Here is a 19,972-nt window from a genome sequence, read left to right as displayed (position 1 = left end):
TGCCCGCAAAAAGCGGAATACCAGCCTCCCCACACTGATATGTAGCGCACAAGGGGCTTGCTTCAAGACCCCCTTCATCCCGTAGAACGCCAGCCGAAACCATGGCGACGGAGGGACGAAATGGGTGCGGCAAAGACTGGGCATGCGGTGGTAATCGCCGGAGGCGGCCCAACGGGGCTGATGCTGGCGGGCGAGTTGGCGCTCGCGGGCGTCGACGTCGCCATTGTCGAACGGCGGGCCAGCCAGGAACTTGCGGGATCGCGCGCCGGCGGCCTGCATTCGCGAACCATCGAGATCCTCGATCAGCGCGGCATCGCCGACCGGTTCCTCTCGGAGGGACAGACGTTCGGGGTGGTGCACTTCCACGTTCCGCTCGATATCAGCGACTTTCCCACCCGGCACAATTACGGGCTCGGGCTGTGGCAGAACCATATCGAGCGCATCCTGGCCGAGTGGGCCCTTGAGCTGAGGGTGCCGATCTATCGCGGAACGGAGGTGACAGGTTTCGCGCAGGACGACCGCGGCGTGGACGTCGCGCTGTCCGGCGGTACATCGCTGCGCGCGCGGTATCTCGTCGGCTGCGACGGCGGACGCAGCCTGATCCGAAAAGTTGCCAGCATCGCATTCCCCGGATCGGATCCGACCGTCAGCAATTTGATCGCCGAGGTCGAGGTGACCGAGCAGCCGAAACTGGGCATCCACCGCAACGAATTTGGCGCGCATGGCTTCAGCAAGTTGAACTACGAGATCCGCGACGGCGAGATCGTCTACCTGGATGGGGGGCCGCTACGGGTCATGGTGACCGAACGGAACGTCGGGTCCGGCGAACCGACCTTGAGCGATCTCAGCGAGGCGCTGATCGAAATCTTCGGGACTGACTACGGAATCCACAGTCCGACCTGGATTTCGCGATTCACCGACATGACAAGGCAGGCCGCGTCCTACCGCGACAGACGGGTGCTTTTGGCCGGCGACGCCGCACATGTGCATTACCCGGCGGGCGGACAGGGCCTCAACCTCGGTGTGCAGGATGCGGTGAACCTCGGCTGGAAGCTGGCGCAGGTGATCAAGCAGACGGCGCCGGAAAGCCTGCTCGACACCTACCATGCCGAGCGGCACCCGGTCGCCGCGCTCGCGTTGCGCAACACGATGGCGCAAGTCGCGCTGCTCCGCACCGACGACCGCACCAAAGCCTTGGGCGAGGCCGTGTCCGAACTGATGCGCATGGACGGGCCGCGCAAGCGGTTCGCCGCTGACATGTCGGGTCTCGGTATTCATTACGATCTCGGCGAGGGACACAAACTGCTCGGACGCCGCATGCCCGATCTCGACCTGATCACCGAGGACGGCCCGCTGCGGCTATTCACCCTGCTGCACGGTGCCCGGCCGGTGCTGCTCAATCTCGCCGAGCCCGGCAGCCTGGACATCACGCCATGGGCGGATCGGGTGCAGCTGATCAACGCCAAATATGATGGCGCGTGGGAGCTTCCGGCACTCGGCGCGGTCACGGCTCCCGACGCCGTGCTGATCCGGCCCGACGGATATGTGGCCTGGGTGGGGGATTCTACCCAGATGGGACTCGCTGACGCGCTGGCCATCTGGTTCGGACCACCTGCCGCAGCGTAGCCGCACTAGTTCTCCCGCGGCCGCTTGCTGATCTGCGGGCTGGCCGCGGACGTCACCAATTCAGCTTTGGCATTTTCGACGCTTTGACCGCTTGCGGCTCATCTCATCCCAAAAGCTGACACAATCGCGGAGCCTCGGCGTGTCTCAAAAGTACCAAGAGCCGACATGATAAAGGAAGCCGAGAGGCGGCGGCCTCGTTAGCTCCTGGTAAGAAAAAGAGGGCCGAAGCCACCTTTCAAGATTAGTAGCGACGATAGCCCCGATGATATCCATAACCGCGACGTACATACGGGCGGCGGACGACGTAGGCTCCTCGCCGATACACGGGCGCTGTGCGAACGCAGCCGCGTGCACCGCAGACCACTGCAACACTTTCGATATTCGAAGGCTGGAGCTTTCCCAAGGGGGCGAGCGGAATACCCGAAGCGGTTCCGGTCGAAAGCGCAGCGCCAGCTAAAGTGGCCAGCGCGAGAAGTGCGAATTTGAGCTTCATCTGGTTTTCTTCCTTTGAGTATATCGTCCACAACAGCGCATAAGTTCCTCTGCAAACGAAGGCTGAGTGCGAAATGCGGCGGAGAGTTGCCCGGCTTTGAATATAAACGACGGTGTCTGCCGCGTCGCGCTGCGCGATCAAGGCGCCAGCAGGATTTCGATCATCAGCTAAATGGCATGGTTGACCCAAGTCGCGCAGCCATCGGTCTCAATGGCCCGTCCCGGGTTCGATTTTGCCGTCGAAAATTTCCGGGTTGGGTGGCCCTTCAACATGCAACATGCCGACCAGGCCGCGCTCGGCGCGCGACAGAGCATGATCAACCAGCATATAGTTGCCGGGAACATCGACCTTGAATTCCGTGATGACTGCACCACCCGCAGGAACGGTGACGGTCTGCACGCCGCGCAATGGCTCGCTTAGCAAGCCGCCGAGATTGTAGACTCGGTCGAAAATTTCACCGATGACATGGAAGGAGGACGTGTAGTTGGGTCGCCGACGCCGAAATAGATTCGAACGGTTTCACCGACCTTGGCCTCCAGCGGATGCAATTTTGAAAGCGCCCCCACCGAACCGTTGAAAACGAAATATTCCGGCCGCTCGTTCAGCAATTTTTCAACACTGAATTCCTGACTGCCGCGATGGCCGAACGGCGCCTCAGTATAGATCTCGCCCTGCATAACGTAGAACTCGCGATCCACCGCCGGCAGTCCGCCTTCGGGCTCGACCAGCATGAGACCATACATCCCGTTGGCGATATGATGGGCCACCATTGGCGTGGCGCAGTGGTAGACGTACAGTCCCGGAATAAGCGCTTTGAATTTGAATGATTTCTCCGCCCCGGGATCGACTTGTGTGGAAGCGGCTCCGCCCCCGGGTCCGGTGGTCGCATGGAAGTCGACCGAATGAACCATCGTACTGTCAGCGGAATTCTTGACGCGCACATCCACGGTGTCGCCGACGCGAACGCGCAGCATCGGCCCGGGAACGCGGCCGTTGAACGTCCAATAGCCGAACGTAGTCCCTTCCGCGAGGCGGCCTTCGAGTTCGACTGCGTTGAGTTCGACTTGCACTGTCTGCGGCGGACGTTGGCCGACCGGCGGTGGAACCTCGGTCGATTTCCTCGAGATGTCGGCTTCGACCAGCACCTGATCGGGCGGAAGCGGCGTGACGACGAGTTGTCCGCGCATGCCCGCCAACTCGTGACCTGGAACGCTACACAAGTAGGTGAAATCTCCGGCGCGCGTGGCGCGGAACGCGAACGCTGTGCTTGCGCCGGGGCTAAATATACGTGACGACCTTGCATTCTGTTCCGGAAATACGATGTCGTGCTCGGCCCCTTCTCCGTTGATCAGGATGATCTGCACCGTCTGTCCCTCCGCGGCTGAAAGAAGCGGATTGACTTGTCCGTCGATGGTGCCGCCGACGCCGAGATAGACCTTCCGCCCTTCTGCAATGCCGGTACGCAGGGTGTAGCGGGCCTCCGGCAAATAAACAGAAGCGCGCTGTTCGCCCGAGGCTGACGGTTGCGCCGGCGCAGCCGCCGGCGAGGGCGAACGCTGCGCAACAGCCGGCGCGCCGGCCGGAGACGCGGCCGCAACCAGATAGGCGATCACATCCTTGCGCTCGTTCACGGTCTTCAATCCCGCGAACGGCATTTTGTTCTGCGGAACCAGCTTTGATGGATCAAGCAGATAGGCGTCGAGTGTCGCTGCGTCCCAAGTCAAATTGGCAGCCTTCATCGCAGGCGAATAATTGTAGTTGGGCACCTCGCCGGACTTCTTGCCAATGATGCCGGCGAGGCTCGGGCCAAGGGCGTTCTTGCCGACCTCCAGCGAGTGGCAGGCTTGGCATTTTCGGTAGACCTGGCGGCCTGTCGCCGCATCGCCGTCGACGGCTGTCCCGCCAGCCGGTGTTGGGGGTGATGTGGAAGTAACGGGTTGCGTCGGAGGAGCGTTCGTCGCAACAGCCGTGCGCGCGGGAGCGCTCGACGGCTGCGTTGGTGCGTGGCCATGCATCTGGTGTGCCGTCGGTCCGGACGACGCCGGGGGACGGTTTGGCGTCGCCGAGTCCGCTGGTGCTGGGACCGCGGCCGGACTTTGTGGCGCCGCCGCGGAATTCTTGGAAGCAACTGAAGACGCCTGCGGCTGAGAACTGGCGGCGGTGGGCGCGACCGCCAGCGATTCCGGCGGTGTTGATGAGAAAGAAGCTGCGTACAAGATTCCGCCAAGAGCAATACAAAGTGCGGTTATAAGGATGGACCATTCGCGGAGTTTCGCAAGTATCGTTGCCTGCATATGCGATCTCCGCCTGAGCTAAAGATAAGAAAACCCGATCAAACAAAGACTTCGGAATCACCCTGCTTTTCGACCTCAACGAGATCCGCGCGGGCGCTCAATACCGGTCAAGACATTCTGGACGAGGAGCACAATGCTTCCATGGCCCGAGCGTTACTGACTCGCTGTCACCAACCGCTGCCATGACTGGGGCCATGATGGAAGCAGCATGCGCTTCTGGATCCGATGTGACTGGTCAATATTGACCACTATTCAAAATTCCACACACGAGGAGATGGCTCAACTCGGGGAAACGGGGGTCATCATATGGGAGGCCCGGCGCTGGTGGTCGGATTATCTTGTCTCCCTGAGAAATCCAGCCGAACGTCCGCTTTGAGTCAGAACTGATATCGGAGCGGTGGCGGCAAGGGCTCAGGGCAAGATGCAGGCATTGCAGCAGCTTGCATGATCAGCCATGATTGATTTCTCGAAATCGACCGAAGGTATGCACGATGAAGGTTGCCATCGTTACGGCAGGAGGAAGCGGCATGGGCGCCGCAGCCGCGCGGCGTCTCGCGCAAGACGGTTACAAGATCGCGATCCTTTCGTCCTCCGGGAAGGGCGAAGCGATCGCGAACGAGCTTGGCGGGATCGGGGTCACCGGCTCCAATCAATCGAACGACGATCTGAAACGGCTCGTGGATACTGTCGTCTCGACGTGGGGCCGCGTCGACGTGCTTGTGAATAGCGCGGGACACGGCCCTCGCGACAAGATTCTCAAGATCACCGACGAGCAATGGCTGAAAGGCATGGACACCTACCTGCTGAATGTGATCCGGCCGACGCGCATCGTGACGCCGATCATGGTCCAGCAACGTGGCGGCGCGATCATCAACATCTCGACTGCGTGGGCCTTCGAGCCAAGTTCGATGTTTCCCACATCGGCCGTCTTCAGAGCCGGACTGGCAGCATTCACAAAAATCTTCGCGGACGAGTACGCGGCTGACGGCGTGCGGATGAACAACGTGCTTCCGGGCTGGATCGACAGCTTGCCGGCCACCGAGGAGCGCCGGTCATCCGTGCCGATGCAGCGATACGGTACGAGTGAGGAAATAGCGGCCACGATCGCCTTCCTTGCGTCCGAGGGTGCGGCCTACATTACTGGTCAGAACCTGCGGGTCGACGGAGGCCTGACACGCTCGGTTTGACGAACGTGCGTCCACTCCGGCGCCGCCTGCGCGTGAACACATCGGGGAGAAATCCGTTGCGTCCAAACCCCATAAAACCACGGCTTGCGGCCGGCGGCTGCGCGTTCGGAACGATGACATTCGAGTTCTTCACGCCCGGCTATCCCTCAATCTGCCGCGAGGCCGGCGCCGAATTCATCCTCTACGACATGGAGCATTCGGGCGTCGGCTTCGAAACCATGAAAGCGCAGTTCGCGTTCTGCCGCGGGCTCGACCTGGTGCCGCTGGTGCGCGTCCCCTCCGGCGACTACCATCACATCGCCCGCGCGCTCGATATCGGCGCGATGGGCATCATGGTGCCGATGGTCGAAACGCCGGAGCAGGCCGGGGCGATCGTTGGTTGCACGAAATATCCACCCATCGGGCGTCGCGGCGCCGCGTTCAATGTCGCGGCGCATGATGACTATGCCGGCGGCGCCGAGACCGACAAGATCGCCGAGGCGAACGCGCGCACCATGGTGATCGCACTGGTGGAGACCGCCAAGGGAATCGAGAACGTCGACGCGATCGCCGCGATCGACGGCGTCGACGTGGTCTGGCTCGGCCACTACGATCTGACGAACTTCATGGGCATCCCGGGGCAGTTCGACAACCCGAAATTCCACAGCGCTGTCGATAGACTGGTCAAGGCCTGCGAGAAACACGGCAAGACACCAGGATTCCTCGCCGGCGACGCGAAGTGGGCGCGTGATTTCCGCGCCAAAGGCTTTCGCATGATCGCCTATGGGGTCGACACGCTCTTGATGCAGCGCGCGCTCGCCGACGGCATCAAGCTGCTGCAGGGGACGTTGAAGACATAGCGGCGATGGCGACGTTGCGGGACGGCCCGCCGCAACTCGACGAACTCCGCCAATTTCGGTGGGCAACGGGACAAAGCAGATCAATCAATGGGTGTGTTTACCGAGGAAGTGACGACGACCTTTGAAGGACATCAGATCGCATGCAGCGCGGTCCCGGATATGGAGAAAGCCGGATTGATGATTTTGAAGTTGCACATCGACGGGCAGCTGGTCGATTCAGCCACCGGTGTGTCGCTTTACAACCGCAAGGCCTTGCTGCGCGGCGCGTTGAAAACGAGCGAGGCCAACCGCGTTGTGGAGATTTTTTCCTCCGGATTTTTCAACAAGCGATTGAACATTCATGTCGATGGCCGGCACATAGCTCGAAGCCAGGGCTGAGCTGCCGCCTGCATCCCTCATCGCGGCTGAAGGGATTTGTTGTGTCATTGCAAGATGATCAGGGCAGGCCCAGCGGCGCGTAACCTCACAGGAGGCCGGATGCGCCGCAACGATACAAGCCTCCTGCAGGTGCCGATCGATTCGAAAAGCGGTTCCCCACAGGCCGATCTACGCCTTGCGTTTTGGGCCTCGATAGGTTTTAAGCCCGGTAGCTTCATGACCGCAGCCATGAACGGGAAGCGATTTGCGTGGCCTTGCCGCGCTCCAGACCGGGTTATGCAACCAGCGTAGCGCGTGCGCTTCAATCCGTTCTCCCCCACACAGAAAGGTAATTTTCAATGGCCAAGATGACCAAGACTCAGTTGATCGATGCAATCGCAGAGGGAACGCAGCTTTCCAAGAATGACGTCAAGGCCGTCATCGAGCAGATGGCCACCGTCGGCTACAAGGAGCTGAATGAATCCGGTGAGTTCGTCATTCCCGGCTTCGTCAAAATGTCCGTCGTGAACAAGCCGGCAACTGAAGCCCGCAGCGGCATCAATCCGTTCACGAAAGAGCCGATGGAATTCGCGGCCAAGCCGGCCAGCAAATCGGTCAAAGCGTCGCCGCTGAAGGTTGCCAAAGACGCTGTCTAGGGATGGCGAAGCGGCCGGCGTTCACCGGAACGGCGGCCGCTACAGATCGACCACCACGTAGTCGCTCTCGACCGATACCGCGATCGTCTCCGCCACATACGGCCCCTTCACCACGCTGGTGCCCGGCTCGACATTGACGGGATAGGCTTTGACGCGGAAGCGTTTGGGGTCGCAGTAGGACTGGCCGGTGCGGATATCGAATTCCCAGCCGTGCCAGGGGCAGCGGATAATCTCGCCCAATTTGGTGTACTCGATCTCGCCGGGGTCCGAAGATGTGGCGAGCCCGATCAGCGGGCCTTCGCATAGCGCCGCCCCCTGATGTGGGCAGCGGTTCAACAGGCCGAAAAACTCGCCCTTGACGTTGAAGATCGCGATCGGCCGCTCGTCGATGGTGAGGAATTTTCGCGTGCCCGGCGGAAGTTCATCCACCGGGGCAATGACGTGTCGAGCCATATTATTTCCTACGCATGATCTTTTTCGGAAAACCGGTTCCCACCCCTCGGGTCGTGGCCCGAGGGCATGCTTTTCCTGATCATGCGATCCCGTACAGCTTCTTCGCATTGTCGAGGTAGAACGCCTGCTTGTTGGCGTCGCTGACGCCGGGGGGCAGCACGCGCGAGGGCTCGTCGAAATCCCAATGCGGGTAGTCGGTGGCGAACAGCAGTTTGTCCCAGCCGATCCATTCGATCAGCTCGAACAGATGCTCGCGGCGTTCCGGATCTTCCATCGGCTGCGTGGTCCACCAGATGTGATCGCGGATATATTCCGACGGACGGCGCTTCAGATGCGGCACCTCGCTGCGCAGCCGGTCGAAACTCTTGTCCAGCCGCCAGGAAAGCGACGGCGCCCAGCCGAAGCCGGCCTCGATCATCACCATCTTCAGTTTCGGATAGCGCTCGAACACGCCCTCGAGCACGAGGCTCGCGAGCGCGGTCTGCTGGCATTGCGAATGGCCGACCATCTCCTCGATGTAAAAGCTCGGCCAGCCGGACGCGGTGATGGGATTGCCGCCGAAGCCGAAGGCATGGACGCCGACAGGAAGGCCGATCTCCTGCGCCGCCTCATAGATCGGCCAGTAGCGGCGCTGGCCGAGCGGCTCGACATTGCGGCTGAGCAGCAGCACCTGCACGAAATTCTTGTCACCGGCGCGCTTGCGGATCTCGGCGGCGGCCGTGGGGCCGTCTTCATTGCCGACGACGATCGAGCCCTTCAGACGGGAATCCTTGCTGGTCCATTTCTCGATCTGCCAATCGTTGATCGCGGTCGCCAGCGCCGCGCTGAGATCGTGGTTGCGCAGGCCCTGCCCGGTGTCGAGCGGATTGAGCACGCCGAGCGCGACATTGTAGGGATCGAGCAGCTGCTTCTGCATGAAGGACAGCGAGGAGCCTTGTTTGCCGCCTTCCGGCGGATAGGCGTCGCGGCGCGAGGCATTCGGTTGCGCCTTCGGATAGGGCGGGCCTTCCATCATGCCTTGATAGGCGTGCTTGCCGTAGGTCTCCAGATGCGAATGCCAGCGCTTTGCCAGGAACGGATAAAGCTCGGTCCCGGTGGCGCGCGCGGGATGGATGTCGCAATCGGCGATCGCGGTCCTGACGCTCGCGGAAGCGGCCGGTTCGGGGCGAAACTGCACGTTCATGGCGTTGCCTCCTTGATCGCGGGCTGCGTGAGACGAGGATAGGTCGCGTGCGGATTATCGATCATGATCTTGCGAACAAGACCTTCCGAAATCCCCTCCGGCAGCACCTCGTCGCCGTCGAATTGCCAGTGCGGATAGTCGGTCGAGAATAGGAGCAATTCGTCCGACTGCATATGGTCGAACAGGCGATTTAACGTGGCGGGATCCGGTGGCGCGTCGACCGGCTGCAGCGAAAAGCGGATGTTGCTGCGCACAATTTCCAGCGGCGCGCGGTCGACCCAGGGCGTTTCCATCCGCACCCCGCGCCAGAACTTGTGCAGCCGCCACAGATATGACGGCAGCCAGGTGAAGCCACTTTCCAGCATCACCATCTTCAGCTTCGGATGCCGGGCGAACACGCCCTCGACGATCAGGCTGGTCAACTGGGTCTGGAACGCCTGCGCCTGGGCAACGTAATCCTCGACATGATAGGAACCCCAGCCGACCGAGGTCGGCGGGTTGTGATAGGCGGAGCCGGCGTGGATGCCGACGGCCAGCCCGAGCCGCTCGGCGGCGGCATAGATCGGCCAATAGGCGCGCTTGCCGAGCGGCATGTCGCCCATCACAAGCATCAGCACCTGAACGAAACGCGGGTCTTTGGCACAGCGCTCGATCTCGGCGACTGATTTTTCCACGCTCTGGGTCGGGATCACGATCGAGCCGCGCAGGCGGGAATCCTTGTCGAGCCACTCTTGCACCAGCCAGTCGTTCAGCGCGCGGCAGAAAGCGTCCTGCATGTCCTCGGAAAACACCATCTGCACGCCGTACAACGGATTGCAGATGCCGTAGCTGACCTGAAACCGATCGAGCGCCTGCTTTTGCATGTCGCCGAGGCTGGAGCCCGGCTTGCCCTGCGCCGGGCGCCAATCGGGGCGCGCGCTGATCGGCGAATTGGCCGGGTAGGATTGCGACACCAGATCGGTCATGCCGCGCGTCGTCACCTGGTCGCGCCAGTAGTCGTTCATATACGGCAGCAGGCTGGTCAGATGGGGCACGGCGGGATGCAGGTCGCAATCCACGCCGCCTGCGATCGGTGACGTCATGACGTTTCCTCGGGCATGTTTCCTCGTGCGCCGACGCGGTCTCACGGCATCTTGTAAGCCGCGCCGCTTGGTTCTTTGGCCGCATTCAAGCAGGCTGGTCGGTGCGCCGCAACTCGGCAAACGCTAGCCCCCTGTGCTAGGAAAACATGGGTCGGCCCTTAGGAGATTTTGATGATTCGGACTGGAAGCACGGCGGTTGCCATCACCCTTTTGCTGGCTGGCGCGGTAGCCGCGCAGACAGCTCCCCCTGCCCCGCCTGCCGCACCCCCGCCGGTCGATTTCTCCAAGGTCGAGATCAAGACCACCGATCTCGGCGACAACGTCTACATGCTCGAGGGTCAGGGCGGGAACATCACCGTGGCGGTCGGCAAAACCGGCATCATCATGGTCGACGGCCAGTTCGCGCCGCTGCACGACAAGATCAAGGCCGCGATATCGACCATCTCGAACCTGCCGATCAAGTATCTTGTCAACACGCATTATCACGGCGACCACACCGGCGGGAATGAAGCCTTCGCCAAGGACGGCGTCACCATCGTCTCCGACGTCAACGTCAAGATTCGCCTGGCGGAGGGAACCACCAACGGCCTGACCGGCGTCAAGACGCCGCCGGCCGCAGCCGGCGCGCTGCCGAAGAAGACCTATGCCGGCGGGACGCTCAAGATCCGGCTTCCCGGCCGCGTCGCCGACCTCAGGCACATCGCCCACGCCCATACCGACGGCGACACCTATGTGTGGTTCAAGACCGCCAATGTGCTGTCGACCGGCGACACCTTCACCAATGGCCGCTATCCCAACATCGACTTCGCCAATGGCGGCAACATCAAGGGCATGATCGCGGCGGCCAACGCCTATCTCAAGATGACCAACGCCAAGAGCCGCATCGTGCCGGGCCACGGCCCGATCGCCGACAAGGCGGCTCTGACCGAGTATCGCGCCATGCTGGTCACCGCGCGGGACCGCATGGCGAAGCTGGTGAAGGAAGGCAAGAGCGAAGACGACGTGCTGGCCACCAAACCGTTCGCCGATCTCGACAAGAAATGGGCGCCGACGGAGCTCGCCTCCAAGAACTTCATTCGCGTCGTCTATCATTCGCTGGCGGACAAGCCCGACAAGAAGTCGTTGCTGAAGCGCATGCTGCGCCGGAGCTGAGGGAACATGAAAGAACTCGTTGAGATCGCCGAGAAGGTCGCCGCCAGACTGATCGAGCGCAAACAGACCATCGCGATCGCGGAATCCTCCACCGGCGGACTGATCTCGGCGGCGCTGCTGTCGGTGCCCGGCGCATCCGCCTATTTCCTCGGCGGCGGCGTGGTCTACACCCGCGACGCACGGCGCATCCTGATGGACATTTCCGATGAGGCGATGAAGGGCCTCCGCTCGGCGTCGGAGCCCTATGCCAAACTGCTGGCGAGCCAGGTGCGCCAGCGCTTTGCCACCGACTGGGGCCTGTCCGAGACCGGCGCCACGGGACCGACCGGCAACCGCTACGGCGACGCCGCCGGCCACAGCTGCATGGCGGTCGCGGGCCCGCAGAATGCGGTGTTCACGCTCGAGACGGGAAGTTCGGACCGGCAGGCGAACATGCAGAAGTTTGCGGCCACGGCGCTAGGCCTGCTGCTGGAGAATGTGTCGAAGTAGGCGAAGCGACGCGCCAATTGTGAACTGCTTCACACATCGCGGGTCCAATTGACCAAGATCAAGGCCGTCTCAAGCTAAACAAAAGAACAAATCGTGCTTCCCTGAAAGTCATGGAAGCGCACGTGGTGCATGTTGTTGCTGCGAAAGGGGGTGTTCACCGTTTCGAAGGAGAAACAACATGTCGATGCTAAACCATACGTCCAGTACTTTTGTCACGACCGGCGCGATGCGCAGCACTTTGAGGTCATGGCAGGCCTGGCTTGGCCACATGATCAATGGCTATATCGCAAAGCTGATTGCCCAGCGCGAGCAACAGGCCAATCTCGTCATCCTGCGATACCTTGCCGACCGGGAGCTGAGGGACATGGGCATCAATCGCAGTCAGATCGGCGAAGGACTGGCGGAAGCCGCCAAGGATCGCTCGGCGCTGCAGGAAGCCCTCCAACGCCCGTCAACGATGTTGCAATGACGTTGAACTTACGGTTCGGACCGCAAGCGCGAACCAGTTCTAGCGCTGCGGTCCGGACAGGTTCACTTCCCGCTCCGCCCGGAAGACGTTGCTGTGCAGGTTGGCGATCCATTGCCGGCCGCTGGAGGTGACGTTGAGATAGCGGATCGCAAGCTGGATCTGCGGCGCGACGTTGGTCCAATAAAACTGCGGAAATCGATAGACGATGTCGGCGGGCGTGGCGTAGCCCAGCGTCTTGTTCATTCCGATTTCCTCGAATTCGTAAAACAGCGCATTCGACTTGCGCATGTAGTTGGGGTCGCCGAGTTGGCCGATCAGATCGGCCGCGCGCAGCAGCAATCCCTCCTCCTCGTTGAGGTCATCACCGTCGTTCGGAATCGTCGCGTACGGGAAGCGGGTATATTCGATGGCCCGGGAAATCCGGGCCGCGTCGACTTCCTCCATGGTATCGAGCCGCTCGATCACGAACAGCTTCGAGCGGTCGACATGGTAGGGCGCGAGCGCGGCGTCGGACGATCCAACCGGCAGATGGATCTTGCGGCCGCTGAGATCAGCAACAAAGGCATCATCCTCGTCGCCCTGGACGACACCGCGGACATATCCGATATCATGGGCGAGGCAGGCCATGATGAAGTTGGCGTAATCGTCGGCCGTGGTGTGGCGCGCCAGCGCGCGGCCGACCAGGATGTCGTGGCCCACCAGCGTCACCAGCATGGTGTGTTCGATGTTGTGATACAGCGCATCGCTGTTGCCGATGCACTCCAAGGCCAGCTTCGCGGCAAAAGGCAGCAGTTTCGTCAAATCGGAATGCGAGGAGCCGAACCGTCCCTCGGTTTCCCGTGACAGGAACGAACCCAGCGCTTGCGCGGTCAGTTGGGGGATTGTGATCATCTCGGCACCCGCTCCCGTCTGTGGTCGCGCCGCGACGACGGCCTTCGCCGCAGCGTCCCGGCTTTCCGATCGCTCACGTATCGAGGCTATCCTAACACCAATTCCTGCACGCCCGGCTGGCTATATCCGCCGCACCCTTTGAAATGTCTGATCGGCGATGCCCGTGATGCGCTCGAGGAAGATACCTGCTCGTCGCGGCGACGGCTGGATCATGGCACCGCGCCTGACTATAATCCGCTGGAACCTCGGGGGATCGCAGCCATGCAACAGCCGTTCGACCGCGCCGCAGAAGACCTCGGCAACTCGATCCATTTCGAACACGTCAATGTCTTCGTGCCCGATCAGCGGCTGGCGACGTTGTTCTATGTCACCGGGCTTGGACTGACGCGCGATCCCTATCTGATGGTGTCGGACAGCAACATGTGGGTGAATGTCGGCAAGAGCCAGTTTCATTTGCCTGATGGTGAGGCACAGGTGCTGCGCGGCCATACCGGCATCGTGATCTCAGGCCGTGAGGCGCTGCTCGAACGGCTGGCGTCGGTCGCCAAAAAGCTCGAAGGCACCAAATTCGCGTATCGCGAACACAATGATTATGTCGAGGCGATCTGCCCCTGGGGCAATCGCGTGCGCTGCTATGAGCCGGACGCCGCGCGCTTCGGCCGCATCACGCTCGGCATTCCCTATGTCGAATTCGACGTGCCGGTCGGGTCAGCGAAAGCCATTTGCGGCTTCTACCCCGAGATCATGGGGATGCCGGCCGAACTCAAAAACGGCGACGGCACCACAGCGCGCGTCAAGGTCGGCAAGGATCAATATCTGCAATTCCGCGAGACCGACCGACCGCAGCCGGCATTCGACGGCCACCACGTGCAGATCTACATCACGAATTTCTCGGGCCCCTACCGCAAGCTCCTGGAGCGCAATCTGGTCTCGCAGGAAGACAACCCGTACCAGTACCGCTTCAAGGACATCGTCGACCTCGATAGCGGCAAGCATCTGTTCACGGTCGAGCACGAGGTGCGCAGCGCCACCCACCCGATGTTCATGCGGCCGCTGGTCAACCGCAACCCGGCGGAAACCAACCGCACCTACGCGCCCGGCCACGAACAATGGGCCTGGGCGATGGGACCTGACGAATATGACAGGCGGTAATTTGACGTCGTCCCGGCGAAGGCCGGGATCCATACGCCGCGGCCCATATTTTGAGAGACGCTGTTCGACGGCTGTCGCGCCACACGTGCGCCTGTGGTTATGGGTCCCGGCTTTCGCCGGGACGACGGCGGTGTATTTGGCTTGGACGGGCTATGGCCCCTCGAAAGACGGCCCTATTAACGTTACATCTTAACCAATCATTAAGTATGCGTTTGCGGGCGCGAAATGCCCGACCTAGCGTAGATCAGGGAGCGGCTTGGGGGAGCCGCCTGGAAACCAACGATTGGTATGTGCCATGGCGTATAGAATGCATTCGGCGCTTGTCGCGTCTCTCAGCGCAGCCGCGCTTTTGCTTGCCGCAGGCGATACATTCGCCAGATCAGGAACAGCGCCGGGTGGCGTGCGTTCGGGTCCCCATTCGCCGGCCGTCCACGGTTTCGGACACCACCGCCGGCACAATGTCGGGACCTACTGGCCGGGAGGCGGCGGCTATTACTATTCGCCCTCGAATGGCGAGACCGTGGTCGAGGCGCCGCAGTCCACCACGCGCGATATCCGTTACACCTACACCTATGACGTGCCCTGGGATTGGGCGCATCGCTATCCGCCGAACGTTGTGCCGTCCGACCGGCCCTATGTGTCAAGCTGCTCCTCGGAGCCCGTCACGGTTCCCGGGCGCAACGGCCAGACGACCATCAACATCACGCGCTGTTATTGATCAACTATCAACGTCGTCCCTGCGAACGCAGGGACCCATAACCACAGGCTTCCGTGGTTAGGCAAAGTCGTCGAACACCGTCTCTCGCAACTACCGACACGGCGTATGGGTCCCGGCGTTCGCCGGGACGACGAGAAGCACTGTGCTGCGACAGCAACTCACTTCTCTCTGAAAGAGCGCATCAGCTGATCGCTCAGCGGCTTCATCAGATACGAGAACATGGTGCGGTCGCCGGTTTGCACGAAGGCTTCCACCGGCATGCCCGGGATCAGCTTGTTGTTGTCGCCGAGGCGGGCGACTTCTGCCGGCGGCAACGAGACGCGGATCGTGTAATAGCTTTGCCCGGTGCGCTGATCGGTGGTGACGTCGGCCGACACCCTGGTGACCTTGCCGTTCAGTTCCGGCGTGGTGTGCTGGTTGAAGGCCGATAGCCGCAGCAATGTCTTCTGGCCGATCTGCAGCTTGTCGATGTCCTGCGGATTGACCTTGGCCTCGACCGAGAGATCGTCGGCCTGCGGCACAATCATCATGATGGCATCACCGGCGGTGATCACGCCGCCGACAGTATGCACCGTCGACTGCAGCACCATGCCGGTTTGCGGCGCCCGGATGTCGATGCGGCGGAGCTGATCTTCCGCGGTGACCTTGCGCTCGACGAACTCGCCGATCTTGTCGTTGGTCTCGCGCAAATCCTTGGAAACCTCGCTGACCAGCTCCTTGTCGATCTGGATGATCTGCAGCTCGGTCTCGGTGATCTTGCCCTTGGCCTGTGCGCGCGAGGCGATGTACTGCGCGCGCTCGCCCGACAGGCGGGCGGAATCGCGCTCCAGCGTGGTCAGGCGCGAAATCTGGATCAGCCGCTGGTCGTAGAGCTGGCGGACGCCGACCAGTTCCTTTTCGACCAGTGCGATTTCCTTGTCCTTGGCTTTCTCCTGCGCCGAGAGGCCCTCGATTTCCTCATTGAGCTGCATGACCCGCTCGCGCAGCTGGGCCTTTTGCCCGGCGCGGCCGTTGACACGAACCTCGAACAATTTGGTTTCGCTCGCCATGACGTCCCTGACGTCGGGATCGTCGGCGCGATCGGCCAGCATCGGGGGGAACTTGATCTTGTCGGTGCCGCGCTGTTCGGCCTCCAGCCGTGCCGCGCGCGCCAGCAATCCGTTGAGGGTTTTGACGACGATCGCCAGGCTCGCCTTGACCACGGTCTCGTCGAGACGAACCACGACATCGCCGGCTTTAACGGTATCGCCGTCGCGCACCCGCACTTCGCCGACCACGCCGCCGGTCGGGTGCTGTACCTTCTTGACGTTGGAATCGACCACCACGGCTCCCGGCGCGATCAGCGCGCCCGAGATCGGCACCGTCGAGGCCCATCCGCCGAATCCGCCCACCAGCACCAGCATCAGCGCCAGGCCGACCACCAGATGCGACCGTATCGAACGGCGTGCGCCTTTCAACTCCTCGCTCATGATTTGGCTCCAGGGGCAACGATCTTGATCGGTGCGGGCGGCGGCGGGACGGCGCGCTGCAGCACCTGGCCGAGAACGGTTTCCTTCGGCCCGAACGCCTGCATGCGGCCGTCCTTCAGCACCAGCAATTGGTCGACCGCCTCGATGCCGATCGGGCGGTGCGCCACCACGATCACGATGGCGCCGCGCTCGCGCGCGCCGCGAACCGCACGGGTCAGCGCCTCGTCGCCCTCGGTATCGAGGTTGGAGTTGGGCTCGTCGAGCACGATCAGGAACGGGTGGCCAAACAGCGCCCGAGCCAGCCCGACGCGCTGCGCCTGCCCGGCAGACAACGCGGTTCCCTGCTCGCCAATCTGGGTGTCATAGCCCTCGCGCATCTTGATGATCATGTCATGCACGCCGGCCTCCTTGGCCGCGGTGATGATCGCATCCGATTTGGCGTCGGGATCGAAACGGGAAATGTTCTGGGCGATCGAGCCGGCGAACAATTCGACGTCCTGCGGCAGATAGCCGATGTGACGGCCGATCACATCTGATGACCATTGGTCGAGCGCGGCGCCGTCGAGCCGCACCTTGCCGCGCACCGGAATCCAGACGCCGACCAGTGCGCGGATCAGTGACGACTTGCCCGACCCGCTGGGCCCGATCACGCCGACGCCGGTTCCGGCCTCGACTGCGAAAGTGACATCCTGGACGATGACCCGCTGATCGCCGGGCGGCACGATGGTGACGCCCTCGACCGACAGGCGCTTGGTGGGACTCTGCAGCAAGGTCTGGGTGTTCTGCGCCGGGATCTGTTCAAGCAGTTTGTTGAGGCGATGCCAGCTCTGGCGAGCCGCGACAAAACCCTTCCAGTGCGCGATCGCCAGATCGACCGGCGCCAGCGCCCGCGCACTCAGGATCGAGCCTGCGATGATGATGCCGCCGGACGCCTCCTGATGGATCACCAGATAGGCGCCGACCGCCAGCACCGCCGATTGCAGCATCATGCGCAGCACCTTGGCGATTGCACCTAAGCCGCCCGCGACGTCGCTGGCACGCTGATTGCCGGCCAGATAGGTCTCGTTGGCCTCGGTCCAGCGCTTGGTCAGCCGCCCGGCCATCCCCATCGCGACCAGCACTTCGGCGTTGCGCCGGCTGGTTGCCGCCAGATCGTTGCGCCGCGCCGCCAGCATCATGGCGTCTTTGGCCGGCTGGCGCGACATCACTTCGGTGATCACGGTGAGGATCACCAGGATGATGGCGCCGACCAGCGCGGTCAGGCCCAGCAGCCAGTGGAATGCGAAGCAGATGGCGAGGTAGAACGGCAGCCAGGGCAGATCGAAAAACGCGCCCGGCCCCTGGCTGCCGAGGAAGGAGCGCACGTTATCGAGGTCGCGCAGCGGCTGCAGGCCTTCATTGCGGGCGCCCACCATCAGCGGCAGGCGCACGATGGTATCGAACACGCGGGCATTGATGGCTTCATCGAGCGCGGTGCCGATGCGGCCGAGAATCCGGCCCCGGATCAGGTCGAGGCCGCCCTGGGCGACGTATAGTCCCCCGGCGAGCACGACCAGGCCGATCAGGGTCGGCACGCTCCGGCTCGGAATCACGCGGTCATAGACCTCCAGCATGAAAATCGAGCCGGTCAGATACAGCAGATTGATCATGCAGCTCATGACGCCGACGCCGATAAACGCGTTGCGACAGGCGCGCAGCGCAATACCGAGTTCGGACTGCCGGACACCGGGAGCAGCTGCCATCAATTCTTGTCTCTTCAAAAGGGATTAGCTAACGGGCTGGTTCTACCGATGTTTGTGGCCAGCGTCTATTTAAGTCACGTTAACCTGAATGCGGTTTACGCCCGCGGCCGGCAGGAGGTCTGGCCGAAACAGCTGGAAATGGGCCGACGGAACGGGTTAGGCGGGTCCGGCGCGGGGGCTTTGCCGGTTCGGCCTCGCAAAAGGCGGTGGAATCACGGATATCGAGGCCCGTCCAAATTCGCCGTGCAGGTCGAACACTCTCTCCCGGTCCTTAGGGCCGCCTGCCGGCCGCCGGCGGGTTCTACCGCACCTTCCGTCAAGCCTATAGGATGGCGCCGGGTGACGTGCGGAGGCCGCGTGGGTTCGCGTTTGTCCTTAGGGATGACACCAATCGGATTTCAAGCTTAAGCCGCTGAATTCCCGTCCGTCCCAATGCAGCGATTGATCGCGGATACCGTCGGGCGCGCAAAACGCTAGCGCCGAATACGACAGCCAGAGGGAACCTAATCCGCTCTCATCACTTGTTGGATCACCTCACCCCCACCATTGGAGATATCATGATCCGCCGATTCATCGGAATTGCTGCCCTTGCCGCTATCATGGCGCTGCCCGTCGCAGCACAAGCGCAAGGCGTCCCCGGCGGGGTCGAGCGAGGCTCCCGGGAAGGCGAAAGAGCGGGAGGTCCCGTTGGCGCGATCGTCGGCGGCGTGATCGGCGGTGTCGTCGGCGGCGTGAACGGTGTCCTGGGCGTCGACGAACGTCCGCGCTTTCGCAGCTATGTCGTCGAGCAACGGCGTCCTTCCTACCAATATCGCGAGGATGTGCGCATCGGCGCGGTTCTACCGGAAGAAGGCGTCACCTATTACGACGTACCGCAGGAATATGGCGTCCGGGAGTATCGCTACACGGTTGTGAACGGCCGCACGGTTCTGGTCGAACCGCGTAGTCGCCGGATTGTCGAGATCGTCGAATAACAAGCCGCCGGCCTTGATGACATCAGAGGGCCATCCGTTGGGATGGCCCTTTTTTCTGATGTCGGCCGGGCGTCAGAGCCGACCGCCGGTTCGAACCAGCCGCACCACCAGCAACAGCAGGATCGCGCCGATCGTGGAATAGACGATCTCGGAAACCAGCCCGGTCCCGATACGAATGCCGAGCTTGGGAAACAGGAGGCTCGCCACCAGCGCGCCGGCGATGCCGACCAAGATATCGCCGATGATGCCAAAGCCGGTGCCGCGCACGATCTTGCCGGCGAGCCAGCCGGCGATAAGGCCGACAAACAGAACAACGAGAATGCCTTCGTTTGAGATGTTCATCGGAAAATTTCCCCCGCTTCGCGCGCGTCATCCGCCCCGCGGTTTTAGACTACCGGCAATTCCCCGATGTGACGACCTGAATCTGCCCGCCACGCCGCTCGTGGTGGAACTGTCAATCGCAGTCCGCGTTATCCGGCAATGACGCAACCTGATATTTGGTATGTAAGTTTTGGGCCGGAGCGGACCGACGAGAGTGCGACGAGCATGGTCCGTTCGACCCGCAAATTTAAATCGGAAGTCGACGCCAAGCTGTTCGCGATGCAGATTCTGGCGAAGGGCTGGTCTGCGAGCGCAGGCACGCTCAATCCGCACCAGCCGAAGCAGATCGTGGGGCCCGCCCAGATCGAACAATGGGCAGATCCGGGGTTGGGTGGATAGCGCGTTTTCGTCATGCCCGGTCTTGT

General features: G+C 62.1%; 21 protein-coding genes. 12 read left to right on the top strand and 9 right to left on the bottom strand.

Translation table 11 applies throughout. The features are described 5' to 3' along the window. Positions 1-120 precede the first annotated feature (120 nt). The gene (locus tag ABIE49_RS25015; RefSeq protein ID WP_192737047.1) at positions 121-1,626 is read left to right on the top strand and encodes an FAD-dependent monooxygenase; all 1,506 of its coding nucleotides are present in this window, start codon (positions 121-123) and stop codon (positions 1,624-1,626) included. A gap of 700 nt (positions 1,627-2,326) precedes the next feature. On the opposite strand, the gene ABIE49_RS25010 is transcribed toward ABIE49_RS25015, so the two are convergent. Both ABIE49_RS25010 and ABIE49_RS25005 read right to left on the bottom strand, forming a co-directional pair. After that, on the bottom strand, positions 2,327-2,518 hold the full coding sequence (locus ABIE49_RS25010) for a multicopper oxidase domain-containing protein (protein ID WP_354066971.1): 192 nt from the start codon (positions 2,516-2,518) through the stop codon (positions 2,327-2,329). A gap of 17 nt (positions 2,519-2,535) precedes the next feature. Further along, the gene (locus tag ABIE49_RS25005; RefSeq protein WP_354066970.1) at positions 2,536-4,134 is read right to left on the bottom strand and encodes a multicopper oxidase domain-containing protein; all 1,599 of its coding nucleotides are present in this window, start codon (positions 4,132-4,134) and stop codon (positions 2,536-2,538) included. 770 nt (positions 4,135-4,904) lie between these two features. Between ABIE49_RS25005 and ABIE49_RS25000 the strand changes: the two genes are divergently transcribed. From ABIE49_RS25000 to ABIE49_RS24985, 4 genes are all read left to right on the top strand, one after another. Then, positions 4,905-5,600: an SDR family oxidoreductase gene (locus ABIE49_RS25000; protein WP_192737046.1), complete on the top strand. Its 696-nt coding sequence runs from the start codon at positions 4,905-4,907 to the stop codon at positions 5,598-5,600. A 56-nt stretch (positions 5,601-5,656) separates the two neighbouring features. After that, a complete protein-coding gene (locus tag ABIE49_RS24995) occupies positions 5,657-6,439 on the top strand; it encodes an HpcH/HpaI aldolase family protein (RefSeq protein WP_192737045.1) in 783 nt (260 codons plus the stop codon). An 87-nt stretch (positions 6,440-6,526) separates the two neighbouring features. Continuing rightward, positions 6,527-6,817 (top strand): hypothetical protein, encoded by a 291-nt coding sequence (locus ABIE49_RS24990; protein ID WP_192737044.1) that lies wholly within the window; start codon positions 6,527-6,529, stop codon positions 6,815-6,817. Between the two features lie 338 nt (positions 6,818-7,155). Continuing rightward, entirely contained in the window at positions 7,156-7,452 is a 297-nt protein-coding gene (locus ABIE49_RS24985; protein ID WP_192737043.1) for an HU family DNA-binding protein, read from the top strand. Positions 7,453-7,491: 39 nt separating this feature from the next. Here ABIE49_RS24985 and ABIE49_RS24980 read toward each other — a convergent pair whose 3' ends face one another. From ABIE49_RS24980 to ABIE49_RS24970, 3 genes are all read right to left on the bottom strand, one after another. Further along, positions 7,492-7,905 (bottom strand): Rieske (2Fe-2S) protein, encoded by a 414-nt coding sequence (locus ABIE49_RS24980; protein ID WP_192737042.1) that lies wholly within the window; start codon positions 7,903-7,905, stop codon positions 7,492-7,494. Between the two features lie 79 nt (positions 7,906-7,984). Beyond that, positions 7,985-9,088, bottom strand: coding sequence for an amidohydrolase family protein (locus ABIE49_RS24975; RefSeq protein WP_192737041.1), 1,104 nt, complete (start codon positions 9,086-9,088; stop codon positions 7,985-7,987). After that, entirely contained in the window at positions 9,085-10,170 is a 1,086-nt protein-coding gene (locus ABIE49_RS24970) for an amidohydrolase family protein (RefSeq protein ID WP_192737040.1), read from the bottom strand. Before ABIE49_RS24970 ends, ABIE49_RS24975 begins: the two co-directional genes overlap by 4 nt. Before the next feature lie 171 nt (positions 10,171-10,341). Between ABIE49_RS24970 and ABIE49_RS24965 the strand changes: the two genes are divergently transcribed. The 3 genes from ABIE49_RS24965 to ABIE49_RS24955 all read left to right on the top strand — a co-directional run bounded on the left by ABIE49_RS24965 (position 10,342) and on the right by ABIE49_RS24955 (position 12,280). Continuing rightward, positions 10,342-11,322 carry an MBL fold metallo-hydrolase gene (locus ABIE49_RS24965; protein ID WP_192737039.1) on the top strand — a complete coding sequence of 327 codons (981 nt, stop codon included), beginning with the start codon at positions 10,342-10,344 and terminating at the stop codon, positions 11,320-11,322. 6 nt (positions 11,323-11,328) lie between these two features. Further along, positions 11,329-11,811, top strand: coding sequence for a CinA family protein (locus ABIE49_RS24960; protein WP_192737038.1), 483 nt, complete (start codon positions 11,329-11,331; stop codon positions 11,809-11,811). Between the two features lie 178 nt (positions 11,812-11,989). Then, the gene (locus tag ABIE49_RS24955) at positions 11,990-12,280 is read left to right on the top strand and encodes a hypothetical protein (protein ID WP_192737037.1); all 291 of its coding nucleotides are present in this window, start codon (positions 11,990-11,992) and stop codon (positions 12,278-12,280) included. Positions 12,281-12,319: 39 nt separating this feature from the next. Here the strand turns inward: ABIE49_RS24955 and ABIE49_RS24950 are convergent, their stop codons facing one another. Continuing rightward, positions 12,320-13,171, bottom strand: a complete 852-nt coding sequence (locus ABIE49_RS24950) for a metal-dependent phosphohydrolase (RefSeq protein WP_192737036.1) — start codon at positions 13,169-13,171, stop codon at positions 12,320-12,322. Between the two features lie 261 nt (positions 13,172-13,432). Between ABIE49_RS24950 and ABIE49_RS24945 the strand changes: the two genes are divergently transcribed. Beyond that, complete coding sequence (locus ABIE49_RS24945; RefSeq protein ID WP_192737035.1) at positions 13,433-14,323, top strand: VOC family protein; 891 nt, start codon at positions 13,433-13,435, stop codon at positions 14,321-14,323. Between the two features lie 295 nt (positions 14,324-14,618). Continuing rightward, positions 14,619-15,041, top strand: coding sequence for a hypothetical protein (locus ABIE49_RS24940; protein WP_192737034.1), 423 nt, complete (start codon positions 14,619-14,621; stop codon positions 15,039-15,041). A 158-nt stretch (positions 15,042-15,199) separates the two neighbouring features. Here the strand turns inward: ABIE49_RS24940 and ABIE49_RS24935 are convergent, their stop codons facing one another. After that, positions 15,200-16,510 carry an HlyD family type I secretion periplasmic adaptor subunit gene (locus ABIE49_RS24935; RefSeq protein ID WP_192737033.1) on the bottom strand — a complete coding sequence of 437 codons (1,311 nt, stop codon included), beginning with the start codon at positions 16,508-16,510 and terminating at the stop codon, positions 15,200-15,202. Next, entirely contained in the window at positions 16,507-18,252 is a 1,746-nt protein-coding gene (locus tag ABIE49_RS24930; protein ID WP_192737032.1) for a type I secretion system permease/ATPase, read from the bottom strand. Before ABIE49_RS24930 ends, ABIE49_RS24935 begins: the two co-directional genes overlap by 4 nt. A gap of 557 nt (positions 18,253-18,809) precedes the next feature. On the opposite strand from ABIE49_RS24930, the gene ABIE49_RS24925 reads away from it, so the two are divergent. Continuing rightward, positions 18,810-19,226: a DUF1236 domain-containing protein gene (locus ABIE49_RS24925; RefSeq protein ID WP_192737031.1), complete on the top strand. Its 417-nt coding sequence runs from the start codon at positions 18,810-18,812 to the stop codon at positions 19,224-19,226. Positions 19,227-19,298: 72 nt separating this feature from the next. On the opposite strand, the gene ABIE49_RS24920 is transcribed toward ABIE49_RS24925, so the two are convergent. Further along, complete coding sequence (locus ABIE49_RS24920; RefSeq protein ID WP_192737030.1) at positions 19,299-19,568, bottom strand: GlsB/YeaQ/YmgE family stress response membrane protein; 270 nt, start codon at positions 19,566-19,568, stop codon at positions 19,299-19,301. A gap of 204 nt (positions 19,569-19,772) precedes the next feature. Between ABIE49_RS24920 and ABIE49_RS24915 the strand changes: the two genes are divergently transcribed. Continuing rightward, on the top strand, positions 19,773-19,946 hold the full coding sequence (locus ABIE49_RS24915; RefSeq protein ID WP_192737029.1) for a hypothetical protein: 174 nt from the start codon (positions 19,773-19,775) through the stop codon (positions 19,944-19,946). Positions 19,947-19,972 lie beyond the last annotated feature (26 nt).

Origin of the sequence: Bradyrhizobium sp. OAE829 (assembly GCF_040546575.1) — a bacterium.
Taxonomy (GTDB): domain Bacteria; phylum Pseudomonadota; class Alphaproteobacteria; order Rhizobiales; family Xanthobacteraceae; genus Bradyrhizobium.
The sequence above is the reverse complement of the archived record's forward strand: the minus strand, read 5'-3'. Positions and strand labels throughout refer to the sequence as shown.